We start from the raw sequence: 17,709 nt of genomic DNA, 5'->3' as shown, positions 1-17,709 counted from the left end.
TAGTATAAAAAGTCACTCACGGCTCCGCTGAGCACGAACAGACCGGGCAACCCGGATAGAATAGACAGATTGAGAATACGAACATGAAGAATCTGGTAAATCGCTTTTTAAAATACGTCAGTTTTAATACCCAATCGAACCCTGCTAAGTCATGCTGCCCGAGCTCGGCGGGTCAGATGACGTTTGCCGAATACCTTCGTGACGAACTGACCGAACTGGGCCTCAGTCAGGTCAGTCTGGACGAGCACGGCTACGTGATGGCAAAACTGCCGTCAAATGTCGACTTTGCAGTACCGGCGATTGGGTTTATCGCTCATATGGACACTGCTCCCGATGCGTCTGGTCGTAACATTGCACCACAGTTTATTGAAGAGTATCAGGGGGGAGATATCGCTCTGGGTAAAGGTGACGAAGTATTGTCACCGATTCGCTATCCAGAGCTGCATCAACTGCATGGGCACAACCTGATTACGACAGATGGCCGGACACTGCTCGGAGCCGACGATAAAGCCGGCATCGCCGAGATTGTTACGGCAATCGAAGAATTGATTCAACACCCCGAGATCGCGCATGGCGACATTTGCATCGGTTTTACCCCGGATGAAGAAATTGGTCGCGGGGCAAATTTGTTCGACGTAGAACGTTTTGGGGCGCAGTGGGCCTACACCGTAGATGGTGGGCCACTGGGTGAACTGGAATACGAAAACTTTAACGCCGCTAATGCAGAAGTGATCATTTACGGCAACAACGTCCATCCTGGTTGGGCAAAGGATAAGATGGTCAACGCAATGAACATTGCGGCCCGGTTTCAGATGATGATGCCGCAGGCAGAGACACCAGAGCAGACCGAAGGCTATCAGGGGTTTTATCATCTTAAATCAGCGAAAATGAGCGTGGCTAAGAGCCAGTTGAGTTACATCCTGCGTGATTTTGAACGTGAAGGGCTGGAAGCGCGCAAAGCCTACATGCGACAGCAGGTGGATACGTTGAATGCCCAACTGCATCATGGGCGTGTCGAATTGCAAATGAAAGACTGTTACTACAACATGCGCGAAATGATTGAGCCGCATCCCCATATTGTTGAACTGGCTAAGCAGGCAATGATGGAGTGCGATGTTGAGCCCGTGATTAAACCCATTCGTGGCGGCACCGATGGGGCGCGATTGTCGTTCATGGGATTGCCTTGCCCGAACCTGTTCACTGGTGGGTATAACTTCCACGGTATTCACGAGTTTGTTTCGGTCGAAGCGATGGAACAGGCCGTCAAAGTGATCCTGCGTCTGTCAGAAAAAACCGCACAGTATCACAGAGAATAAGGCGTCAGGCGGTGTCAACCATTACACTGATGGTGTAAAGTTATCTTATCTCTCTGATTTTACGGATGATAAGACATGAAATGGTTATTTTTGCTGGTGTCACACTTAGCGGTGGGCGTGTTGGGCGTTGGCTTGGGAATCTATCTGCTGCCGATTTTAACGCAACCAGACTCCCCGGATATGGCGAAAATTGAGCGCCTCAGTCAGGATGCCCGCTATACGGGGCAATTTGATCGCGCACGCAAAGACAGTGATTTCCTGCATTGGGGAGAAGGGGAGATCAAGATAACCAACACGGATGTGGTGTTTCAGGGGAAACTGGCCCCGGGTCCAGATTACAAACTGTATCTTTCACCGATTTTTGTCGAGAGCGAAGCTGACTTTGCCACGTATCAATCATCGATGGTGCAGATTGGCGATGTGAAAACCTTTGACCGTTTTACTCTCAAACTGCCTGAGGGAGTCAATATCGACCAGTACAATACCGCGGTTGTCTGGTGTGAAAGCTTCGGTGAGTTTATCAGTTCGGCAAAGTACCAGTAACAAAACCAGAGACGAAAAAGCGACACTTAGAGTGTCGCTTTTTTTGATCGTCAGAAACGGACTGTTATTCATTTGTTGAATAAAATGGATAACATGCTTATTACTCAGTAATTTCAGTGAATTAATCATCATGATGCAATCACGGTAATGTTTTCTGCTCAAATGAATATTCCCCGTCAAGTCGGAACTTTCCGATAATTTTAAAATATCAAACCCGAGAGAATTATATGTTTCAAGTGATTGAAGATTCGCAACTAATAATGCAAGGTGTTTAATATTGGGCGTTATTTTAGGAGATGGAGAGCGTGGTCAATATTTTGCTACGAGATTATGACATTCTGAGCTTAGTCCAGTTATTCCCGGTGATTTTTTAATGGTGTCGAGAAGACGCTCACCAAAGCGCCACTTGTGCAAGCAATGGATAAATATCAAACAGTAAGTGAAATAGATGCTGATCTCCAAGCAATATCAAAGAGGTGGTCATGAAAACGATCTTTTTTAATAAAGTTGTCATCAAAGGGTAAAACACGTCATTTGTCTTAAATTTAATATTTTTTTCTGTGTTATACTCCTCACAGCCAAGTTGATTATCCCTTACTCAACCGAGTCAGTTGGTGCTGACGATTTGTCTGTAGGAATTAACCTCATTGAAAATAAGAAAAATGAACTTCTTTGTATTTGTGGTGGCGTTTAACTTTCTGTATTTAACGTTTGTGGCAGCCTATTATAATTTTTTATATTAATACTGTTTCTTTTATTGTACTTATTATATTGGCGCAATATATTCGCGTTGCTACTTTATCGTTGTGTTAAATACTTCCCCATTCCTGCTTCTCTGCGCCCGCTTTTGGCGCGGTGTAAAAGATACTGCTGTTATAACGTCCAAATGGCCTACATTTGCTTAACACAGAGCACACTATTTATAGATTTATTTGCCTTATACTAAGAACGCTTCACAATGTTCGCAAACCAATCAGAGAGTGTGCCTTTCTCTTTTTCAGGGGTGATGAATGGAAAAAGTGGTGGTGGTATGGGATTTTCTCATCAACCATAAGTTATTGTTTACAGCACTGATTATGCTTCTGGTGGTGCTTCTGCGTCGCCTGATCCTGGCCAGAATACGCGGTGACGACGCGTTCCTCTCCGACAAACAACGTAAATGGATGTCGCGCACCAAAAACAGTAGCTTTGCAATGTTCCTACTGCTGATGTTTATGCTCTGGCAATCGGAAATCAGTGAGTTTGCACTCTCAGTCACCGCAATTGCGGTTGCTATCGTGGTGGCGTCAAAAGAGATCATCCTCTGTTTTACCGGTTCAATTCAACGTGCCAGTTCGCGCTCTTTTCGCGTTGGAGACTGGATTGAAGTCGGCAAGTTGTGCGGTGAAGTGATTGACCACAATATGATGGCGACCGTGATTCAGGAGATCGACCTTCACCACGGCCAGTATCACTACACCGGCAAAACTGCGACGTTGCCAAACAGCATGTTCTTTACCTATCCGGTAAAAAATCTCAACTTTATGAAGCGATACGTGTACCACAACTTTTCCATTGTGGTAAAAGACTTCGTGAACCTTTATCCGATGCTGGAAAAAGTTGAGCATAAAATTGAGGAGCATTTTCACTACTTTGCCGATGTTGCCCGACGCTACAACGCCATGATTGAAAAACACGCCGGTGTGGATTTGCCAGGTGCAGAGCCGCACATACACATCAGCAGCGCGGCAACCGGGGAGCAGATCGTGCATATCATGATTTTCTGCCCGACCGACAAAGCCAACGAGCTTGAACATGCGATTCGCCAGGATTTCATGCAGGAGTACGAAAAAGCCTTTCCGGCAGAAACGTCACCGACTGCTTAAGTGCGCGTTATCATCGAATCAGGCGACAGAAATCAGGCGGTTTCTGTCGTTACTCAATCAAGCCATATTGGCTGACATTGGCCGCATCCACCCACATATCTGCTCCGCCCACTTGCAGGCCCAGCGACTCCAGAATCGGGATCAGCAAATCAGAAAGTAAACTGTCCACAATGGTGGAGACTAACGGATTAAGTGTCGCAAGCAGGGTGTTATTGACGATCGCTTTGATCAACGGCCCGAGGATGGGGATGGCATCGATATCCGTTTCCACTGTCAGGACCACGCTGGTGGAGAATTCTTGATCGCGAGTAACGGTCACGACGTATGAGCCGTCCGCTGTAGCGACGTCTTCCAGATCGATGCTTAAGGTATTGCTGACCGGGTCTTTGTTTTCGACGCTGATTTGCGCTGTAATATCGATATCTTTACCTAGAATGGTTGCCGTAATAGTCAGGTTATCAACGGAAATATCCGCCAGTGAACTGACCGTAGAGAAGTTCGCGGTGTTGTCGGCCACGTCAGTGAGTGTGGCGGTTGATTGCGACGTATCGACCTGTATCGACAGCGGGGTGGTGCTGATATCAGTGACATCCCCGATGCTGATAAGGCCGAACAGATCCAGATCGGCCTCTATATTGACCTGTGTCTGGGCATTGGTGACTTTCGGCTCCATCCCAGCGACCACTGGCAGAGTAGCGATCGTGAACTGGGGGGGTTCAATCACGCTGACTTGTGATGTTGAACTCAACACGCCAGGAATCCCCAGCGACAAATCCGGTATTGAGAGGAAGTTATTCTGGTTGGCGGCATAGACGGTGGCAGTCAGTAAGTCGAGGGCGTTCAGGTCGCTGGTCAGTGCGGCGGCTTGTGTGTTACTGCCATCCGGAATAGTCAGAATGTCGCCCAGCACCACCTCAGGTAACCCGACTGCCAGAGCGAGCTGGTCAACCACCAGGTCAAGTCCATACGTGGCATCGTCGTCATTGGTCAGCAGCGAGACATACGTTGTCATGAGGTCGGCAATGTTAATGCTGGCATCCAGCACTTCCTGCGGTGTCGCCAGACCTTCTTTGATCGCCAGTTCTGTCAGAACGTTGCTCAGCTTGATGGTGCTGTTGGCGACGCCCTGATAGTCGGCGACCGTAAGATCAACATCGACCCCCAAAGCATCGCTGAGCACCGCATTCAGAATATTCCCTTCTTTAGTGGCGAGGGTTTTGGAGCCGATACCAAAGCGGATTAGGCCACTTTTTTGAATGGCCGCCTGGGCTGTCAGTGTCATGGTGGCATTATTGAACAGCCCCCCGGCAATCATGCTTTGAGGAACCACTTTGGTGACGATGACCTGAGCGGCGGAGTAGCCGTTTTCAGGTGAATCGTCAGTATCGACAACCCATTGATTATCAACAACCCGAGCGGTGCCAAAGCGTACCTGAACGGAACTGATTTTATCTTGATACTTGTTCGAGAGCGCCGTTTCCAGCTGTGTTTTGACTGCGTCGTCGACAAAGTAGGGGGTGGAGCGCACCACTTCGAGCGCCGACAGATCCGCAATCGACTGGAGTGACTGTCGCTGGTACACCAAACGCGCCGTATCGACCGCCAGAGAAGCAAACAGAATCAGGCTCAGCATCGCTGCGACAAGTCCAATTCCGATGGCACCCCGCTGGCGTCGGAAGGTCATGGTTATTCACCAAATTCGTTGTCGATGAAGCTGTCAGGCAGCGGGTGTTTGAAGCTGTTTTCAACTCGCTCCTGCGCGGCTTTAGCCTGCTCTGGTGTCAGTTTATCTTCGTATTGGGTCGACTGAAGATTCTTTTTCTGAATCAGTAACCAGGCCCTTGTAGTGTCTTGCTTTACGACAGTTTGGTTAGGTTTAGTGCTTTCGTAAGCCGCACTGGTCACACTGGTGGTGAACAGCAAGGTTCCAAGGATCAAGCGTATCATTGCGTTTTCTCCATAACAGATATCGGTTTGAGCTGTTTGGCGGCTTGGGTCATCTTCTGACTTTCGGTATCGCTCCAGGCAAAGCGCGCTTTCAACTGAGAAGCGGCCAGATCCTCGTGGTTTCGCAGTAACACCAGCCAGAGGTTTTTGGCCGCGGTCTGGTGTTGAGGATTGAGTTCAAGCGCGGTGATAAACTCATTGCGCGCCTGTTGTTCCTCGCCGGTTGAGAGCAACAGGAAGCCGTAATCGTTGCGGATATTGGCATTGGCCGGCTCTTCGCGCACGGCCTGACTCAGCCATTGCTGCGCCTGTCTGACATCACCCTGATAAGCGGCGATCAGGCCAAGCCCATGCGCCGCGTTGCCTTCGATGCAACTGGAGAGCAAGTGGGTGTAGAGGGTTTGCGCTTTCGCTAGCTGGCCTGTTTTTCGGTAGGCGCTTGCTTGTAACGCTTGTTTAGTCACTAGGCTGCTGTCGATCTGCTCAAGCGTGGCCAGCGATGAGAAGTATTGACCACGCTGGAAAGCCTGCTTCGCCATCGAGATCTTCATGCCATCCTGCTTTGACAGCGATTCACCACACAGGCCTTTGGTGGTCTGGGGTGTTTGCTTCGCGACTGGCGCAGGGGTAACCGCACAAGCCGACAAGGTGATTGCCACAGCCGTAATCACAAATCCTTTCATTTAACCTCCAAATGCGGCGATGAGTGCCAGTGCGGCTGGGCCGCCCAGTACGATAAACAGAGCAGGAAACATAAATGCCATCATGGTGACAGAGATTTTTCCCGACATTTTGGTCACCTTTTCCTGTAAATCCGTTCGTTTGCGTTCCTGAAGAATTTTGGCCAGTGATTGGAATGAACTGCGCAAACCACCGCCGGTATCACCGGCTTGAGACATCATGGTCAGTAAATCCTGAAAACCGACCGACAAGCTGATGGTCGCCACGTCGTTGAACACAGTTTCGCGGCTCTGGCCGGCATCAATTCGCGCCAGAATCAGAGCGATCTCTTTATTGACCTCGGGCGTTAAGTCTTTGGCTTCGTTGTAATAGGCGCGCAGCAGGCTTTCTAACGACAACCCGACCTGCCACAAGATGGCCATCAGATGTACTGAGACCAGCATCTCTTCGTCGATTTTCTTGGCGCGTTTTCGAGCCTGCGCTTTGAGCCAGCGCAGGGTTAACCAAAAACCAGCCGCGAACAACAAGGTGACATACAAGAAGGTGTCGCCGAATGTGGGTGTTGTGATGACGAGCTGTCCGAACACCACCATCGCCAGGCTCATCCAGACAAAAGCGATTTTAAACAGACACATGATTTGCTGACGGCTGCTGATGTAGCCGGCCTGACGCATGGTGACCACCATGTCGGATAACTGGCTCTGGTGCTGTTGCTTCGAACGTCCCCACCACTTTTGGCTGGTCTGGAGGATTTTTTCTTTTTGTACCGAGCCGGTGGAGGGGGCCCGGGCTTGGTTGAGGGTCAGTGCCAGATAGATGCAAACCACAGACAACCCCAGCACCAACATGGAGCCGCCCAACCAGTAGAATGTGATGTCACTGTACATACGCGCCTCCTACAAGCTGCGAAACATCCGCCAGATCATAAAAATCCCTGTGGCTTGCAACCCCAGTCCAAAGAGCAAGGCGTGCCGGCCACTGTCTGATTGCCACATGTTCACCAGTAGCTCCGGGTTCTGGCTCATCATGTAAATGCCGACCATGGTGGGGGCAATACCGATAACCCAGGCGGTAATGCGCGTTTCTCCGGTAATGGATTTGAGCTCCCGCTGACTGAGATCCTGCTGGCGCAGTAACTGAACCAGGCTGTCGAGCGGATCGGTGATGCTGCCGCCGAAACGAGCATTGATGTTGAAAATCGAACCCAGAAGGCGAAACGGCTTTACTCCGGTAATCACACTCTCTTTGTAGAACGCATCTTGTAGTTCAATACCGATGTTTTTGCGGTGGTTGACTCTGTCCAGCACCAGACTGAGTGGCTTCGAGGTGGTTTTGGCCGATTGCTCGACGGCTTTGGTGATACTCATGCCGACTTTGATACGCCGGTTGACCTGATCGATGAACGAAGGGAGTTGCTGAATAAGGCGACGTTTGATGTTGCTACGTCGCCACTGTGCCAGAGCAAACAGCACCAGCATGGTCAGCGCTGCGCCCAGCATGGCTCCCGGTAGGCCAAGCACGGTGTCGCTCAGATAGGTATTGGTCGCCAGCAGCAAAGCCAGTACCAGGTTTTTGGCTGGCGAGCGACTAAATCCTGCCCGTTGCCACCATTCGTTCAACTGTTCCTGATAATTGGTTTGTTTTTTCTTGCGCTTGGCAAGCGTTACCGGTTCGATACTTTGTTGTTTCACTAGCCATAAAAGTGCTGCCACGACCATACAAAGCAGCAGTGCTGACGCCAGTAACCAGGTGTTCATAGCATGTCCTCCAGTTGCTGCAGGAGATGATCCGACAGGGAATTCATGCTGTTGAACTGCTTTCGGGCAGCGTCGTAGCGATAGAGTGGGGTGGTGGTAATGTGACTGCCTTTCACCTGATTCACTTCGACAATCTCGGTGATCAACCGTTTACCGCTTGGCAGACGGTTGACCTGAACGATCACATCCACCGCCGACGCCACCACTTTGCGAATGAAGTTTTCGCTCGAACTGAAGCCGGCCAGGGTCACCATCATTTCCAGTCGGATCAACGCATCGCTGGGTGAGTTGGCGTGCAGCGTACTCATTGAACCCAGATGACCGGTGTTCATCGCTTGCAACATGTCCAGTACTTCACCACTGCGGCTTTCCCCGAGAATGATTCGGTCTGGCCGCATCCGCAGCGCGTTCTTGAGCAGTTCACGCGCAGTGACTTCACCGCTGCCTTCTGAGTTTGGCGGACGAGTCTCCAGGCGCACCACGTGACCGTTTCGCAACTGTAATTCCGCCGCATCTTCGATAGTGACAACACGTTCGTGGTCGTGAATATATTGGCTGAGGATGTTCAGTAGTGTGGTTTTACCGGCTCCGGTCGCACCGCTGATTAGGATATTGAAGCGGGCTTTGACGCCCTGTTTCAGGAAGGTCATCATTTCATGACTCAGCGCGCCATGCTCAAGCAGGTAGTCTTCGGTTAAGGCGTCCTGTTTGAACTTACGCACCGATAAGCATGCACCATCCAGCGCCAAAGGCGGAATAATCGCGTTGATCCGGCTGCCATCAGGTAAGCGGGCATCGACCATGGGATTCGACTCATCAACGCGTCGGCCAAGAGGAGACAACATACGTCGAATCACCCGAATCACGTGTTCATCGTTGAGGAAGTGGTGGTTCACGCGTTCTAATTGGCCGTTGCGTTCGACATAAACGCGCTTGGGACCGTTGATTAGAATATCGTCGACACTTGGGTCTTGCAGCAGAGATTCGATGGGCCCGAAGCCGATCATCTCATCCAGGATCTGTTTGGCCAGACTGTCAATTTCAACCGGAATGTCCAGTTTGTGGGTGTCCAGATATTGATGAATATACGAGGTCACGGGCAGCAAAATGTTGTCTTTTTCAACCGCTGCCATATCGAAAATGACGCCGTCATCTTCCATTCGCTCCAGAATAAACTGATGGAGATCCGCTTTCAGCTTGAGATCCAGCTCCTGATAGGCCGGCGGTATAGGTGAAGAAAACCAACTCATCCCTGTCATGGTGTTCTCCTTTACAAGCCTTCCGAGAAGCCGATGCCTGCAGGCAGTTCGTCCGGCTCCTGATTAAGAAAAATCAGTTCAAAAAAGTTGGGGTTATAGCGGCGGTAAACCTCTCCCGGTAACGGCGGGAGTTTGGCGCCTTTGGCCAGCGGTTTGACCAGATGCGGAGTAACGACCATCATCAGTTCTTTGTCGTTTTGCTCCAGGCGGCTGGAGCGAAAGAACGCGCCGAGAATCGGGATATCGCCTAAGCCAGGAAAGCGGTCGGAATTTTTCATGGTATTGCTGCTGATCAACCCACTGATCACAAAGCTTTCGCCGTTGCCGAGTTGTACGGTGGTGTCGGTGCGACGTACGCTGATGCCGGGCACGATAATACCGGCGGTGCTGACGCCCTGGTTATAGTTCAACTCGCTGACTTCCGGTGCCACTTTGAGCAGAATACGTTCGTCTTCCAACACTGTCGGAGAGAGGTGGAGGCGAACACCAAACTCTTTGAAATCAATAGTGATGTCGCCTTCGTCTGAGCTCTTTGGATACGGAAATTCACCTCCAGCCAGAAAGGTCGCCGTGTGACCCGACATAGTCACTAAGCTGGGTTCGGCCAGCGTGTAAGCAAAACCGTTGGCGTTCAGAGCACTGATGGTGCCAAGAATGCCTTTGGAAGCGTCTCCAATAATCACGTTGAACGCATCTGAAAAGGGCAAAAAGCCGTTATTGGAAAACAGGGAACCATCGCCAAAACCGTTGACTGACGAGCTGTTGCCTATCCCTATGGTGGTATTGCCGGTTTGTTTGCCGAAGAAGAAGCCGGCCTCTTTGAGAGCAGTTTTACTGATCTCGACGACTTTGATGTCGGTTTGGACCTGAATATTGGCCAATGCGACTGAACCAGGCGACACGGCGACGGTATGTCGCTCTGGTTCAGACTGATTGCGATACCAGAGCAGTAAAGTCGTTTCACCGGTGGCCTGGCCGGATATCAGCAGCTTGTTCTTACTCAGGACATCCAGGGTGGCAATGCTGGGGTCGCCCATTGCAGCGCGGATAATGGTTTTCTCTTTACTGTTAAACTCGGTTTGAGCGCCCGGTTTGAGGGCAATGGTATCGTTAGCAAAGCAAGCGAAAGATAGCCAAAAAAAAGAAAGGATGCCGAGTGTTATTCTTCTCATAGATACTCCATTACTTGCCTGCTTTTACCCAGGCGCGTTCACTGCCCTGAATGACTTCAATGTAACTGGCCCGTTGCACGGGTTTTTGGGGTGTTGTTTTCTGATTGGGTTTGACTGGTTCAGGCTGCGGCTCCTCACGGGTCAGGTTCTTCAAATTGACACTGTAATCCTGCCTTGGTGGCTTAGTTCTAACCGCAAGCTCGGCGCTGGCTGGCGAATATTGGGCTGAGGCGAACGTAAGGCGTTTCGCTAATAACGGATAGGTAGGTGCGGGTTTAGCTGGTTGTGGCAGGTCGTCGTGTCCGACAACGGCCAAACGCAATTCACCGGCTGATTCGGCCAGCAGAATCAACGGCGCCAGGCTTTCATGAATGGCGAGAACCACCGACTTAGCATTGTCTTCACGGCTGGTGGAGGCGGAATTGGTCAACTGATCTCCGATGGCGAGTACTTCAACCTTTTCAGCCAGACGACGGGCCAGCGGCATTGGGCCGGTGGTTTTGTTTGGCTTGAGCAGGTAGATCAAATCGACCCGGTCTCCAGCCCGAATATGGCCACCCACGGTCATGACTTCGTTGGCTTTCACCGCCACGGCTCGGTAGTCTTCCGGCAGCTCATCGATGATGGCACGTGGCTCAGAGAGCATATCAACGGTTAAGTCTGTACCGGCATAGACGGCTTTTTTCAGGCGTTGACCGATAGCGACGGACAGATCTTCGACATTCTTTTTGCTGTGAAACGAAATGCGGGTCATGTCCAGATACTGGCGCTCAAGCAGCTCGCCCTCGGGCAGATCGCGATTAAAACGCCAGACAATAAACTCAGGCTCGGCGGGCTGCACCTGCACGGCGGTGGTTGCTACCGGTTGACTGTTCAAGCCCATCCAGCCAAGTATCAGTGCCGCGGCGAACAACAGACCAGCGACCACTTTGAGCAGATCCGGAGTGAGATGTGGGATTCGCATAGCCAGCTCCTAGTTCAGTTTCAGTACCGCAGTGGCGGTAATGGCGTCAGGAAAAACGGATGTGTCACCGGGAAGCAAACCGTCGATCACATTGAGAGGCAAAAAGGGGGTATTGCGGTAATTATCGAGTGTGATTGACACTTCACAGCAACCACCGCCATCAATCGCGGAAACCGAAATCAGCTCGTTGCGGGCTGGCAATGTGACGCCAAACAGAACCCCTAAACTGTTGCCACTGCCGTGTGTTACGCCCTGAATCACTTGAGTCGCACTGTCGAGGATCACTGGGCTGACCAGCGTCAGGGTGTCGCTATCGCTACAACCATCTACGTTGAAGTAACAGTTTTCATCCACCTGAGACATGGCACTGCGGATGCTTTCTTTGGCCGCGTAGTCAAACAGTGTGGTCGCAAAAAAAATCATGCTGTAGTGGACAATCGCAAACAGCAGAATGATAACAATCGGCAGCAGAAAAACCGTCTCAATCGCGACGGCGCCCCGTTGTTTAAGTATTAACTTCTTTCCCTGAAAACCGGCATAGGATTGGCCCATACCGCCTCCTTATCACAACCTCAGACGATAAACGTTTGCAGACACACAGCTACAAATAGGGCGGGTACAAAAGGGGCGCGTTCCTTATCACGGTAAAATACCCACCAGTAAATGATGAAGAGCACAAAAGCAGTGATCAGCAGCCAGAGCATTTGTTCAAAGCTGCTGAGTAGTGCCAATGCCAGCAGTAGTTTGATGTCTGCGCCGCCCAACCTGCCTTTGATATAACCGGGCAATGTGATCGCCAGCGTCACCAGAATGGCGGCGAGTAAGGCTTTAACCGATACTGGCTCGGGCTGCACAACCAGCGCGAATATCGCAATCACAAAGAGAACCAGGCTAATAAGATTGGGCACTCGCTGGGTTTTAATATCCCAGACACTGGCCAACGCCAGTGTCCCAATGATTAAGCCAGACAATGGTCTTTATCGACTATGGTGTAACAGTAGTTGGCATCGCATCTTTAACAGATTGCAAAATGGCTGCAATACGATCAGCGATATTGTCATCGCCTGCAGCAAACAGTGCGATCGCAACCGCAGCAATGGTGGCAATAATGGCGTATTCGATACCGGATGCACCTTTGTCATCGCGAATAAAGGCAGACAGCTTGCACCACAGCTGAGTGGTGTAGTGATTGATTCCGTTCATTCTGATTCTCCTCATTGATACGAGATTTGGCGCGGCTGGCATGGATTATGTGTATTGATCCTGATTCCAGTTTTCATTCCGCCTTAACAATGAGATTAGGAGGTCATTGATGAGTTTCTCGTTTAAATATGTGACCTAAGTTTGGTTTTGGTTTGAAATACGGTAAAAAGTGATCCAATAAATGCTTTGTTTTTATGTGGTTATTGCAACACTTTGTCAAGTCGGGGCGCAGAGATGTCTGGAAAGGTGCGGGGCTTCAGAACGGTTGGTGAGTGACGCTCTATAGCCCTCCGGTGCTGGAGGGCTGTTGGTTTTTTACGCTGCTCGATTCAAACGTCAGCGTTGCGTAAATGGTAATTCCGTTTCATTCTCAGCGCCACATTCACCAGCGCAATCAGCACTGGCACTTCAATCAGCGGGCCGATCACGCCAGCAAACGCTTGATCGGAGTTGATACCAAATACAGCGATCGCCACTGCAATCGCGAGTTCGAAATTATTCCCGGTAGCGGTATAGGCGATTGAGGCGTTTTTGTCGTAAGGAATCCCCATGCGTTTACCGATGAAGAAGCTGACAAAGAACATCAATACAAAGTAAATGGCCAGCGGAATCGCGACGCGAACAACGTCCATCGGCAGTTGCATGATCATCTCACCTTTGAGGCTGAACATCAGCACGATGGTCGCCAGCAGTGCTAGCAGGGTGATCGGCGAAATACGCGGAATAAACACGTCGTTGTACCACTGTTCGCCTTTGGCGCCCACCAGATAGTTACGGCTGACAAATCCGGCGGCAAATGGGATGCCAAGATAAATCAGGACGCTTTCGGCAATGTCACCCATTGAGATGTCGACGGCAAACCCCTGATAACCGAACATCGGTGGCAAGACAGTAATAAACAACCAGGCCATAAAGCTGTAGGTGATAATCTGGAACGCACTATTGAGGGCCACCAGCGCCGCGCCATACTCTTTATTGCCACCCCCAATGTCGTTCCACACCAGTACCATGGCGATGCAGCGTGCCAGGCCAATCAGAATCACCCCCACCATATAACCCGGATAATCGGCGAGGAATGTCAGTGCGAGAACAAACATCAGGATCGGCCCGACCAGCCAGTTCATGATCAATGACAGGGTGATGGCGCGTTTATCCTGAGCGACTTTACCCAGCAAGCTATAGTTCACTTTCGCGAGCGGAGGATACATCATCAGGATCAGGCCGATGGCGAGCGGAATATTGGTGCTGCCGACCGACATGGATTCATTCCACTCAGCCACTTCCGGGAACCAGACTCCGATGGTGACGCCAATGCCCATGGCAACGAAGATCCATACGGTGAGATAACGGTCGAGAAAACTCATTTTTTGTGTCGAGCTGACCGGCGTGCATTCAGTGCTCATAGCGTGTCTCTGTTCGTTTATCGTCGAAAGACGATGTTTGGTGGTTAAATGTTTCGTTTCTTATTAACGGGTTATCGTACTATTTGGCTTCGGGCGCGGGCGTATTTAACCTGTGGCGATGCGAAGCGCCTCAGGACAACATAGCCTCAAGCAAATTCAGGTGGCCATTTAGCGCCTGGCGTTCGATCCGGTAACACATTTTCGGCGGATTCGGCTCGGCACTGATAAAACCAGCCTGTTTCAGAATGCGCAAATGTTCAGATACAGTCGATTGCGCCAGTCCGAGCTGGCTGACCAGGTCACTGTTGAGGCAACCGCCGAGATTATCCAGCGTCAGCAATAGCTTGAGGATGCGAATCCTGGCCGGATGCGCCAGTGCTTTGGCCTGAGCCGCCAATTGTTGCTCTTGTTCCAGTTGTCGCGCAGAGGCCTCAAACGCGCTTGGGTCCGTGATGTTACATTGCGTCGCCATAGGTGCTTATAGTTAATCGTCGAATGACGATTAATATAGTCCGGTTTGTATTGACGATCAATGCTCAAACGACCAGTCCGGGAGATTTTCGGATCGGATGACCGGTTTGTTTCGTCGGGAGTTGCATATCCGGGCATAATTGAGGGACTATTAGGTCATTCAGATTTCAAGGAAAAGTGCAGGATGGCAACGTCAAACTGGAACAAATGGCTGCTGGGGCTTTCAATGCTGCCGCTTAGTGGTCAGGCTGATATCGGTAATACCCCGGTGATCGGTGGGCTGTTTAACTCAACTCAAGTGCTGAAAAATCAGGTCGTATCCTCACTGAGTTACTCGACCCGCTTCGCCCGCGACACGACGCTGTTTACCATTGGTGGCATGACATTGGATGCCTTTGTTTTAACGTTGCCACTCGACGGCGACACCAAAAAACGTGTTATCAGTCAGATTTCCAATCCGCAATACGCAATCCCACTGGGGTATTTTCTCTATCAGTATTATGACCGTTACACCGGCATCAGCAGTGAAGATACCTTCAAACGTTATTTGCGCAATGTCTATGACGACCAAGCGCTGACGGGCTTTCAACACAGCTTGTTTCAACTCAGCGAAGAGGTCAAATCTGAGCAGAACAAGCATAAAAAGGATCAGGGCCATCAGCAGGGGATCAAAATTGACGATGATTTCTATGCGGCGATGGTCACCATCTACGATGCGCTGGTGGAAATTGGTGAGTGGCAGGATATGGAGCGTCTCCCCGAACAGTATCAGTACCTGTCAGACACCCCTCATGATCGCGAGTTAATAGCTAAGATCCAGCCTATTGTGGTTGGCCTGATGAGTCAGGCTGCTTCTGGCATGGAAGAGGGCGACATGAAACACGCGTTGCTGGCGGTGCTCGAAGACGGCAGACCGGAAAACGCCGACAAAGAGAACAACAAAGCGCAGGCGCTGACCATTACCCTGATTGATTTTGTGCGCCTCAATGTGCTCAAAGCCTACCGCCAGTTCGTGTATCAGGATGAACGCCAGGTCGCGCTCAATAACTGGATGCAGGCTGCGTTCGATGATGAGCCGCAACAACTGATTGATTTTCTTGAGTCACAGCAACGGCGCCGCTTTGCTGTTCAGATCACCGTCGACGGCTTGCAGCAAGGGCTCGTTGAAGGCTTGGTGGATCCGAGTAAACCGTTTATCCAGCACGTTTATCGTCAGTATCAGGCTCGGCAAGGCATGGAACCAAACATCCGCGCGATAGAGCCAGAGCATCAGCAGGATATGCGTTTTGCGGAGGTGTTGTCGGAGCAGATGTACCGCGATCCACACTATCTGCCCTTCTTTAAACGCCTGTACGCCGATCATCGTGATTCGATTGCGCGGGTCGGCATCTCATCGACGCCGACCATCAGTGTGCGCAATCTGCCGATCATAAAAACCGGTGCGAAGGTGTCTGGTGAGCACGGCACCGGTATCCCAAATTTCCATTTTGTTGACCGTCATGAAGATCGTGCTTACTACTTCTTCGGCAATGATGCGCTGCAACTCGACCGCATCATGCAGAAAAATCAGGTTCAGACGATGTTTGATCGACTCAATTACCTGAAAACACTGAACTGTAACGCGCAATACGACTGGAATGCGCACACCAGTTACGATGGCCTGGTGAACCTCGGTGTGGGGGAAGGTCTGCGGGATTTCGGTGAAAAGCGCTGTGTTCGGGAGCTGGAAAAACGGGCGGAAGTCGAGACGCAGTTGCGCCAACGCCGGGCCGCCCTGATCCGTAATATCCGTGATTACCAGAACATCTCCTACTGGACCTTCTACACCAAGTTCACCCGCAAGTGGAAGATTGAGCAGGATATCGAGCAGTACACACAACTGGATGGGCAGGGAATGCCGGATTACACCCTGATCTACAACCCCTGGCCGGATCATTTTGCCCACTTTGTTGGCCCGTTCAGTGATGAGATCATCATGCCGACCGGCGAGTTGAATCGTCTGGATTACTGGATTCGTCGGGTTGAAGAAACGTACAAGGATGCCGGAATTTATGGTCAGACTTTGTGGGGCATGGCCGGTGACCACGGTCTGGCGCCTGTCTATTATGCGTTGAACCCGGAAAACGTGGTGTTCCACGAACTGGAGCAGGAACTTGGTTATCCGCTGGTGGTGCGGAAAATTTCTTCTGACGAAGGCGAGGGCCCGAAAATCACCAACGCGCTCAATTATCCGAGCAACCAAGGGATTGATGTGGTGGTGGCGTCTACCGCCGGTGGCAACTTCATGCTCGATTTCTTCAACTCCGCATCGGGTTGGCAGGTACAACCTGTCTATTCTGAACTGACCACCTGGACGCCGAAACACAGCCAGGGGCAGCCTATCGATATTATGGCAGAAACGCTGGCGCGCCTCGGGGATACGCTCGATTACATGGCGGTGCGAGAAACGGCATGTGAGCCAGCGCGCTGCGAGACACGGCTGATCGGTCAGAGGGGTGGGAAGCGTCTGGATGAATGGGTGATTCGCGATGGCGATCGCTTGTTCTATCGCGCTGAGAATGGCAAGCCTCGTTTGTTGGGTATTGAGACGCTCAATCCGTATCTGACGCTGCCGGATGAGCGGGAGCTGGCGCAACGTAACTCGCTGCTGAAAAAATGTCTGTCTGCCGACCTGAATCACGTCAGCAGTTGGTGTCGTGCCGATGAGTGGCGAGAGCTGACGCGCTTTAGTAACCGTCCGGATTCGGTTGAACAGATTGCGGCTTTGTACGAAGAGGACCGGGCCGGAACGGTGAACCTGTTTCCACGCGAAGGTGTCGGCTACAACACCAAAGTGCCGGGGCGTCATGCGGGTGAAAGCTATCTGGAAAAAGACGCCTTTATCGGTTTCTGGGGCGCGCCGATTGGTCAGCAGGTGACACCGATGACCAGCGAGGAGAACGGCTCTCTGGCCCCAACCATCTATGAGTATCTGACGGGAGAAACCGTGCAAGCGGGAGAAAATGGCTGGGGTTACCCGTCCTTACTGAATAAGTTGGATATTCAGCGTTAAGACAAGAAGCCAGGTGAACGCCTGGCTTTTTTAATGGTGTTGAAACCGGTTGTGACGAATGAACGCATCAATCTGA

17 protein-coding genes are annotated in these 17,709 nt (G+C 51.0%); 4 read left to right on the top strand and 13 right to left on the bottom strand.

Features of this window, described 5'->3' with window-relative positions; translation table 11 throughout:
- The first annotated feature begins 83 nt into the window (after window positions 1-83).
- The 3 genes from pepT to VPR01S_RS15895 all read left to right on the top strand — a co-directional run bounded on the left by pepT (window position 84) and on the right by VPR01S_RS15895 (window position 3,724).
- On the top strand, window positions 84-1,316 hold the full coding sequence (gene pepT / locus VPR01S_RS15905) for a peptidase T (RefSeq protein WP_021706385.1): 1,233 nt from the start codon (window positions 84-86) through the stop codon (window positions 1,314-1,316).
- Between the two features lie 75 nt (window positions 1,317-1,391).
- Entirely contained in the window at window positions 1,392-1,859 is a 468-nt protein-coding gene (locus tag VPR01S_RS15900; RefSeq protein ID WP_021706384.1) for a DM13 domain-containing protein, read from the top strand.
- Window positions 1,860-2,869: 1,010 nt separating this feature from the next.
- Window positions 2,870-3,724: a mechanosensitive ion channel family protein gene (locus tag VPR01S_RS15895; RefSeq protein ID WP_021706383.1), complete on the top strand. Its 855-nt coding sequence runs from the start codon at window positions 2,870-2,872 to the stop codon at window positions 3,722-3,724.
- Between the two features lie 49 nt (window positions 3,725-3,773).
- Here the strand turns inward: VPR01S_RS15895 and VPR01S_RS15890 are convergent, their stop codons facing one another.
- From VPR01S_RS15890 to VPR01S_RS15830, 13 genes are all read right to left on the bottom strand, one after another.
- The gene (locus VPR01S_RS15890; RefSeq protein ID WP_040902903.1) at window positions 3,774-5,408 is read right to left on the bottom strand and encodes a pilus assembly protein TadG-related protein; all 1,635 of its coding nucleotides are present in this window, start codon (window positions 5,406-5,408) and stop codon (window positions 3,774-3,776) included.
- A gap of 2 nt (window positions 5,409-5,410) precedes the next feature.
- Complete coding sequence (locus tag VPR01S_RS15885) at window positions 5,411-5,671, bottom strand: DUF3613 domain-containing protein (protein ID WP_021706381.1); 261 nt, start codon at window positions 5,669-5,671, stop codon at window positions 5,411-5,413.
- Entirely contained in the window at window positions 5,668-6,354 is a 687-nt protein-coding gene (locus tag VPR01S_RS15880) for a tetratricopeptide repeat protein (RefSeq protein WP_021706380.1), read from the bottom strand. Before VPR01S_RS15880 ends, VPR01S_RS15885 begins: the two co-directional genes overlap by 4 nt.
- Complete coding sequence (locus tag VPR01S_RS15875) at window positions 6,355-7,239, bottom strand: type II secretion system F family protein (protein ID WP_021706379.1); 885 nt, start codon at window positions 7,237-7,239, stop codon at window positions 6,355-6,357.
- 9 nt (window positions 7,240-7,248) lie between these two features.
- Window positions 7,249-8,109 (bottom strand): type II secretion system F family protein, encoded by an 861-nt coding sequence (locus VPR01S_RS15870; protein ID WP_021706378.1) that lies wholly within the window; start codon window positions 8,107-8,109, stop codon window positions 7,249-7,251.
- Window positions 8,106-9,368, bottom strand: a complete 1,263-nt coding sequence (locus VPR01S_RS15865; protein WP_021706377.1) for a TadA family conjugal transfer-associated ATPase — start codon at window positions 9,366-9,368, stop codon at window positions 8,106-8,108. The genes VPR01S_RS15870 and VPR01S_RS15865 overlap by 4 nt, the downstream gene beginning before the upstream one ends.
- Before the next feature lie 11 nt (window positions 9,369-9,379).
- Complete coding sequence (locus VPR01S_RS15860) at window positions 9,380-10,540, bottom strand: type II and III secretion system protein family protein (protein ID WP_021706376.1); 1,161 nt, start codon at window positions 10,538-10,540, stop codon at window positions 9,380-9,382.
- A gap of 10 nt (window positions 10,541-10,550) precedes the next feature.
- Window positions 10,551-11,504 (bottom strand): Flp pilus assembly protein CpaB, encoded by a 954-nt coding sequence (cpaB, locus tag VPR01S_RS15855; RefSeq protein WP_021706375.1) that lies wholly within the window; start codon window positions 11,502-11,504, stop codon window positions 10,551-10,553.
- A 9-nt stretch (window positions 11,505-11,513) separates the two neighbouring features.
- On the bottom strand, window positions 11,514-12,056 hold the full coding sequence (locus VPR01S_RS15850) for a TadE/TadG family type IV pilus assembly protein (RefSeq protein WP_021706374.1): 543 nt from the start codon (window positions 12,054-12,056) through the stop codon (window positions 11,514-11,516).
- 20 nt (window positions 12,057-12,076) lie between these two features.
- Window positions 12,077-12,475 (bottom strand): prepilin peptidase, encoded by a 399-nt coding sequence (locus VPR01S_RS15845; protein WP_021706373.1) that lies wholly within the window; start codon window positions 12,473-12,475, stop codon window positions 12,077-12,079.
- A gap of 13 nt (window positions 12,476-12,488) precedes the next feature.
- Window positions 12,489-12,707 carry a Flp family type IVb pilin gene (locus VPR01S_RS15840; protein WP_021706372.1) on the bottom strand — a complete coding sequence of 73 codons (219 nt, stop codon included), beginning with the start codon at window positions 12,705-12,707 and terminating at the stop codon, window positions 12,489-12,491.
- A 329-nt stretch (window positions 12,708-13,036) separates the two neighbouring features.
- On the bottom strand, window positions 13,037-14,110 hold the full coding sequence (gene arsB / locus VPR01S_RS15835; protein WP_021706371.1) for an ACR3 family arsenite efflux transporter: 1,074 nt from the start codon (window positions 14,108-14,110) through the stop codon (window positions 13,037-13,039).
- Window positions 14,111-14,240: 130 nt separating this feature from the next.
- Window positions 14,241-14,582 (bottom strand): ArsR/SmtB family transcription factor, encoded by a 342-nt coding sequence (locus tag VPR01S_RS15830; protein ID WP_021706370.1) that lies wholly within the window; start codon window positions 14,580-14,582, stop codon window positions 14,241-14,243.
- A gap of 183 nt (window positions 14,583-14,765) precedes the next feature.
- Between VPR01S_RS15830 and VPR01S_RS15825 the strand changes: the two genes are divergently transcribed.
- Window positions 14,766-17,633, top strand: coding sequence for an alkaline phosphatase family protein (locus VPR01S_RS15825; protein WP_021706369.1), 2,868 nt, complete (start codon window positions 14,766-14,768; stop codon window positions 17,631-17,633).
- The last annotated feature ends 76 nt before the right edge of the window (window positions 17,634-17,709 follow it).

It is taken from the genome of Vibrio proteolyticus NBRC 13287, from assembly GCF_000467125.1.
GTDB lineage: Bacteria > Pseudomonadota > Gammaproteobacteria > Enterobacterales > Vibrionaceae > Vibrio > Vibrio proteolyticus.
The sequence above is the reverse complement of the archived record's forward strand: the minus strand, read 5'-3'. Positions and strand labels throughout refer to the sequence as shown.

What these genes read in the sequence shown, in the direction of transcription:
- pepT (WP_021706385.1), top strand. Translation starts at nt 84, where the DNA reads ATGAAGAATCTGGTAAATCGCTTTTTAAAATACGTCAGTTTTAATACC.
- VPR01S_RS15900 (WP_021706384.1), top strand. Translation starts at nt 1,392, where the DNA reads ATGAAATGGTTATTTTTGCTGGTGTCACACTTAGCGGTGGGCGTGTTG.
- VPR01S_RS15895 (WP_021706383.1), top strand. Translation starts at nt 2,870, where the DNA reads ATGGAAAAAGTGGTGGTGGTATGGGATTTTCTCATCAACCATAAGTTA.
- VPR01S_RS15890 (WP_040902903.1), bottom strand. Translation starts at nt 5,408, where the DNA reads ATGACCTTCCGACGCCAGCGGGGTGCCATCGGAATTGGACTTGTCGCA.
- VPR01S_RS15885 (WP_021706381.1), bottom strand. Translation starts at nt 5,671, where the DNA reads ATGATACGCTTGATCCTTGGAACCTTGCTGTTCACCACCAGTGTGACC.
- VPR01S_RS15880 (WP_021706380.1), bottom strand. Translation starts at nt 6,354, where the DNA reads ATGAAAGGATTTGTGATTACGGCTGTGGCAATCACCTTGTCGGCTTGT.
- VPR01S_RS15875 (WP_021706379.1), bottom strand. Translation starts at nt 7,239, where the DNA reads ATGTACAGTGACATCACATTCTACTGGTTGGGCGGCTCCATGTTGGTG.
- VPR01S_RS15870 (WP_021706378.1), bottom strand. Translation starts at nt 8,109, where the DNA reads ATGAACACCTGGTTACTGGCGTCAGCACTGCTGCTTTGTATGGTCGTG.
- VPR01S_RS15865 (WP_021706377.1), bottom strand. Translation starts at nt 9,368, where the DNA reads ATGACAGGGATGAGTTGGTTTTCTTCACCTATACCGCCGGCCTATCAG.
- VPR01S_RS15860 (WP_021706376.1), bottom strand. Translation starts at nt 10,540, where the DNA reads ATGAGAAGAATAACACTCGGCATCCTTTCTTTTTTTTGGCTATCTTTC.
- cpaB (WP_021706375.1), bottom strand. Translation starts at nt 11,504, where the DNA reads ATGCGAATCCCACATCTCACTCCGGATCTGCTCAAAGTGGTCGCTGGT.
- VPR01S_RS15850 (WP_021706374.1), bottom strand. Translation starts at nt 12,056, where the DNA reads ATGGGCCAATCCTATGCCGGTTTTCAGGGAAAGAAGTTAATACTTAAA.
- VPR01S_RS15840 (WP_021706372.1), bottom strand. Translation starts at nt 12,707, where the DNA reads ATGAACGGAATCAATCACTACACCACTCAGCTGTGGTGCAAGCTGTCT.
- arsB (WP_021706371.1), bottom strand. Translation starts at nt 14,110, where the DNA reads ATGAGCACTGAATGCACGCCGGTCAGCTCGACACAAAAAATGAGTTTT.
- VPR01S_RS15830 (WP_021706370.1), bottom strand. Translation starts at nt 14,582, where the DNA reads ATGGCGACGCAATGTAACATCACGGACCCAAGCGCGTTTGAGGCCTCT.
- VPR01S_RS15825 (WP_021706369.1), top strand. Translation starts at nt 14,766, where the DNA reads ATGGCAACGTCAAACTGGAACAAATGGCTGCTGGGGCTTTCAATGCTG.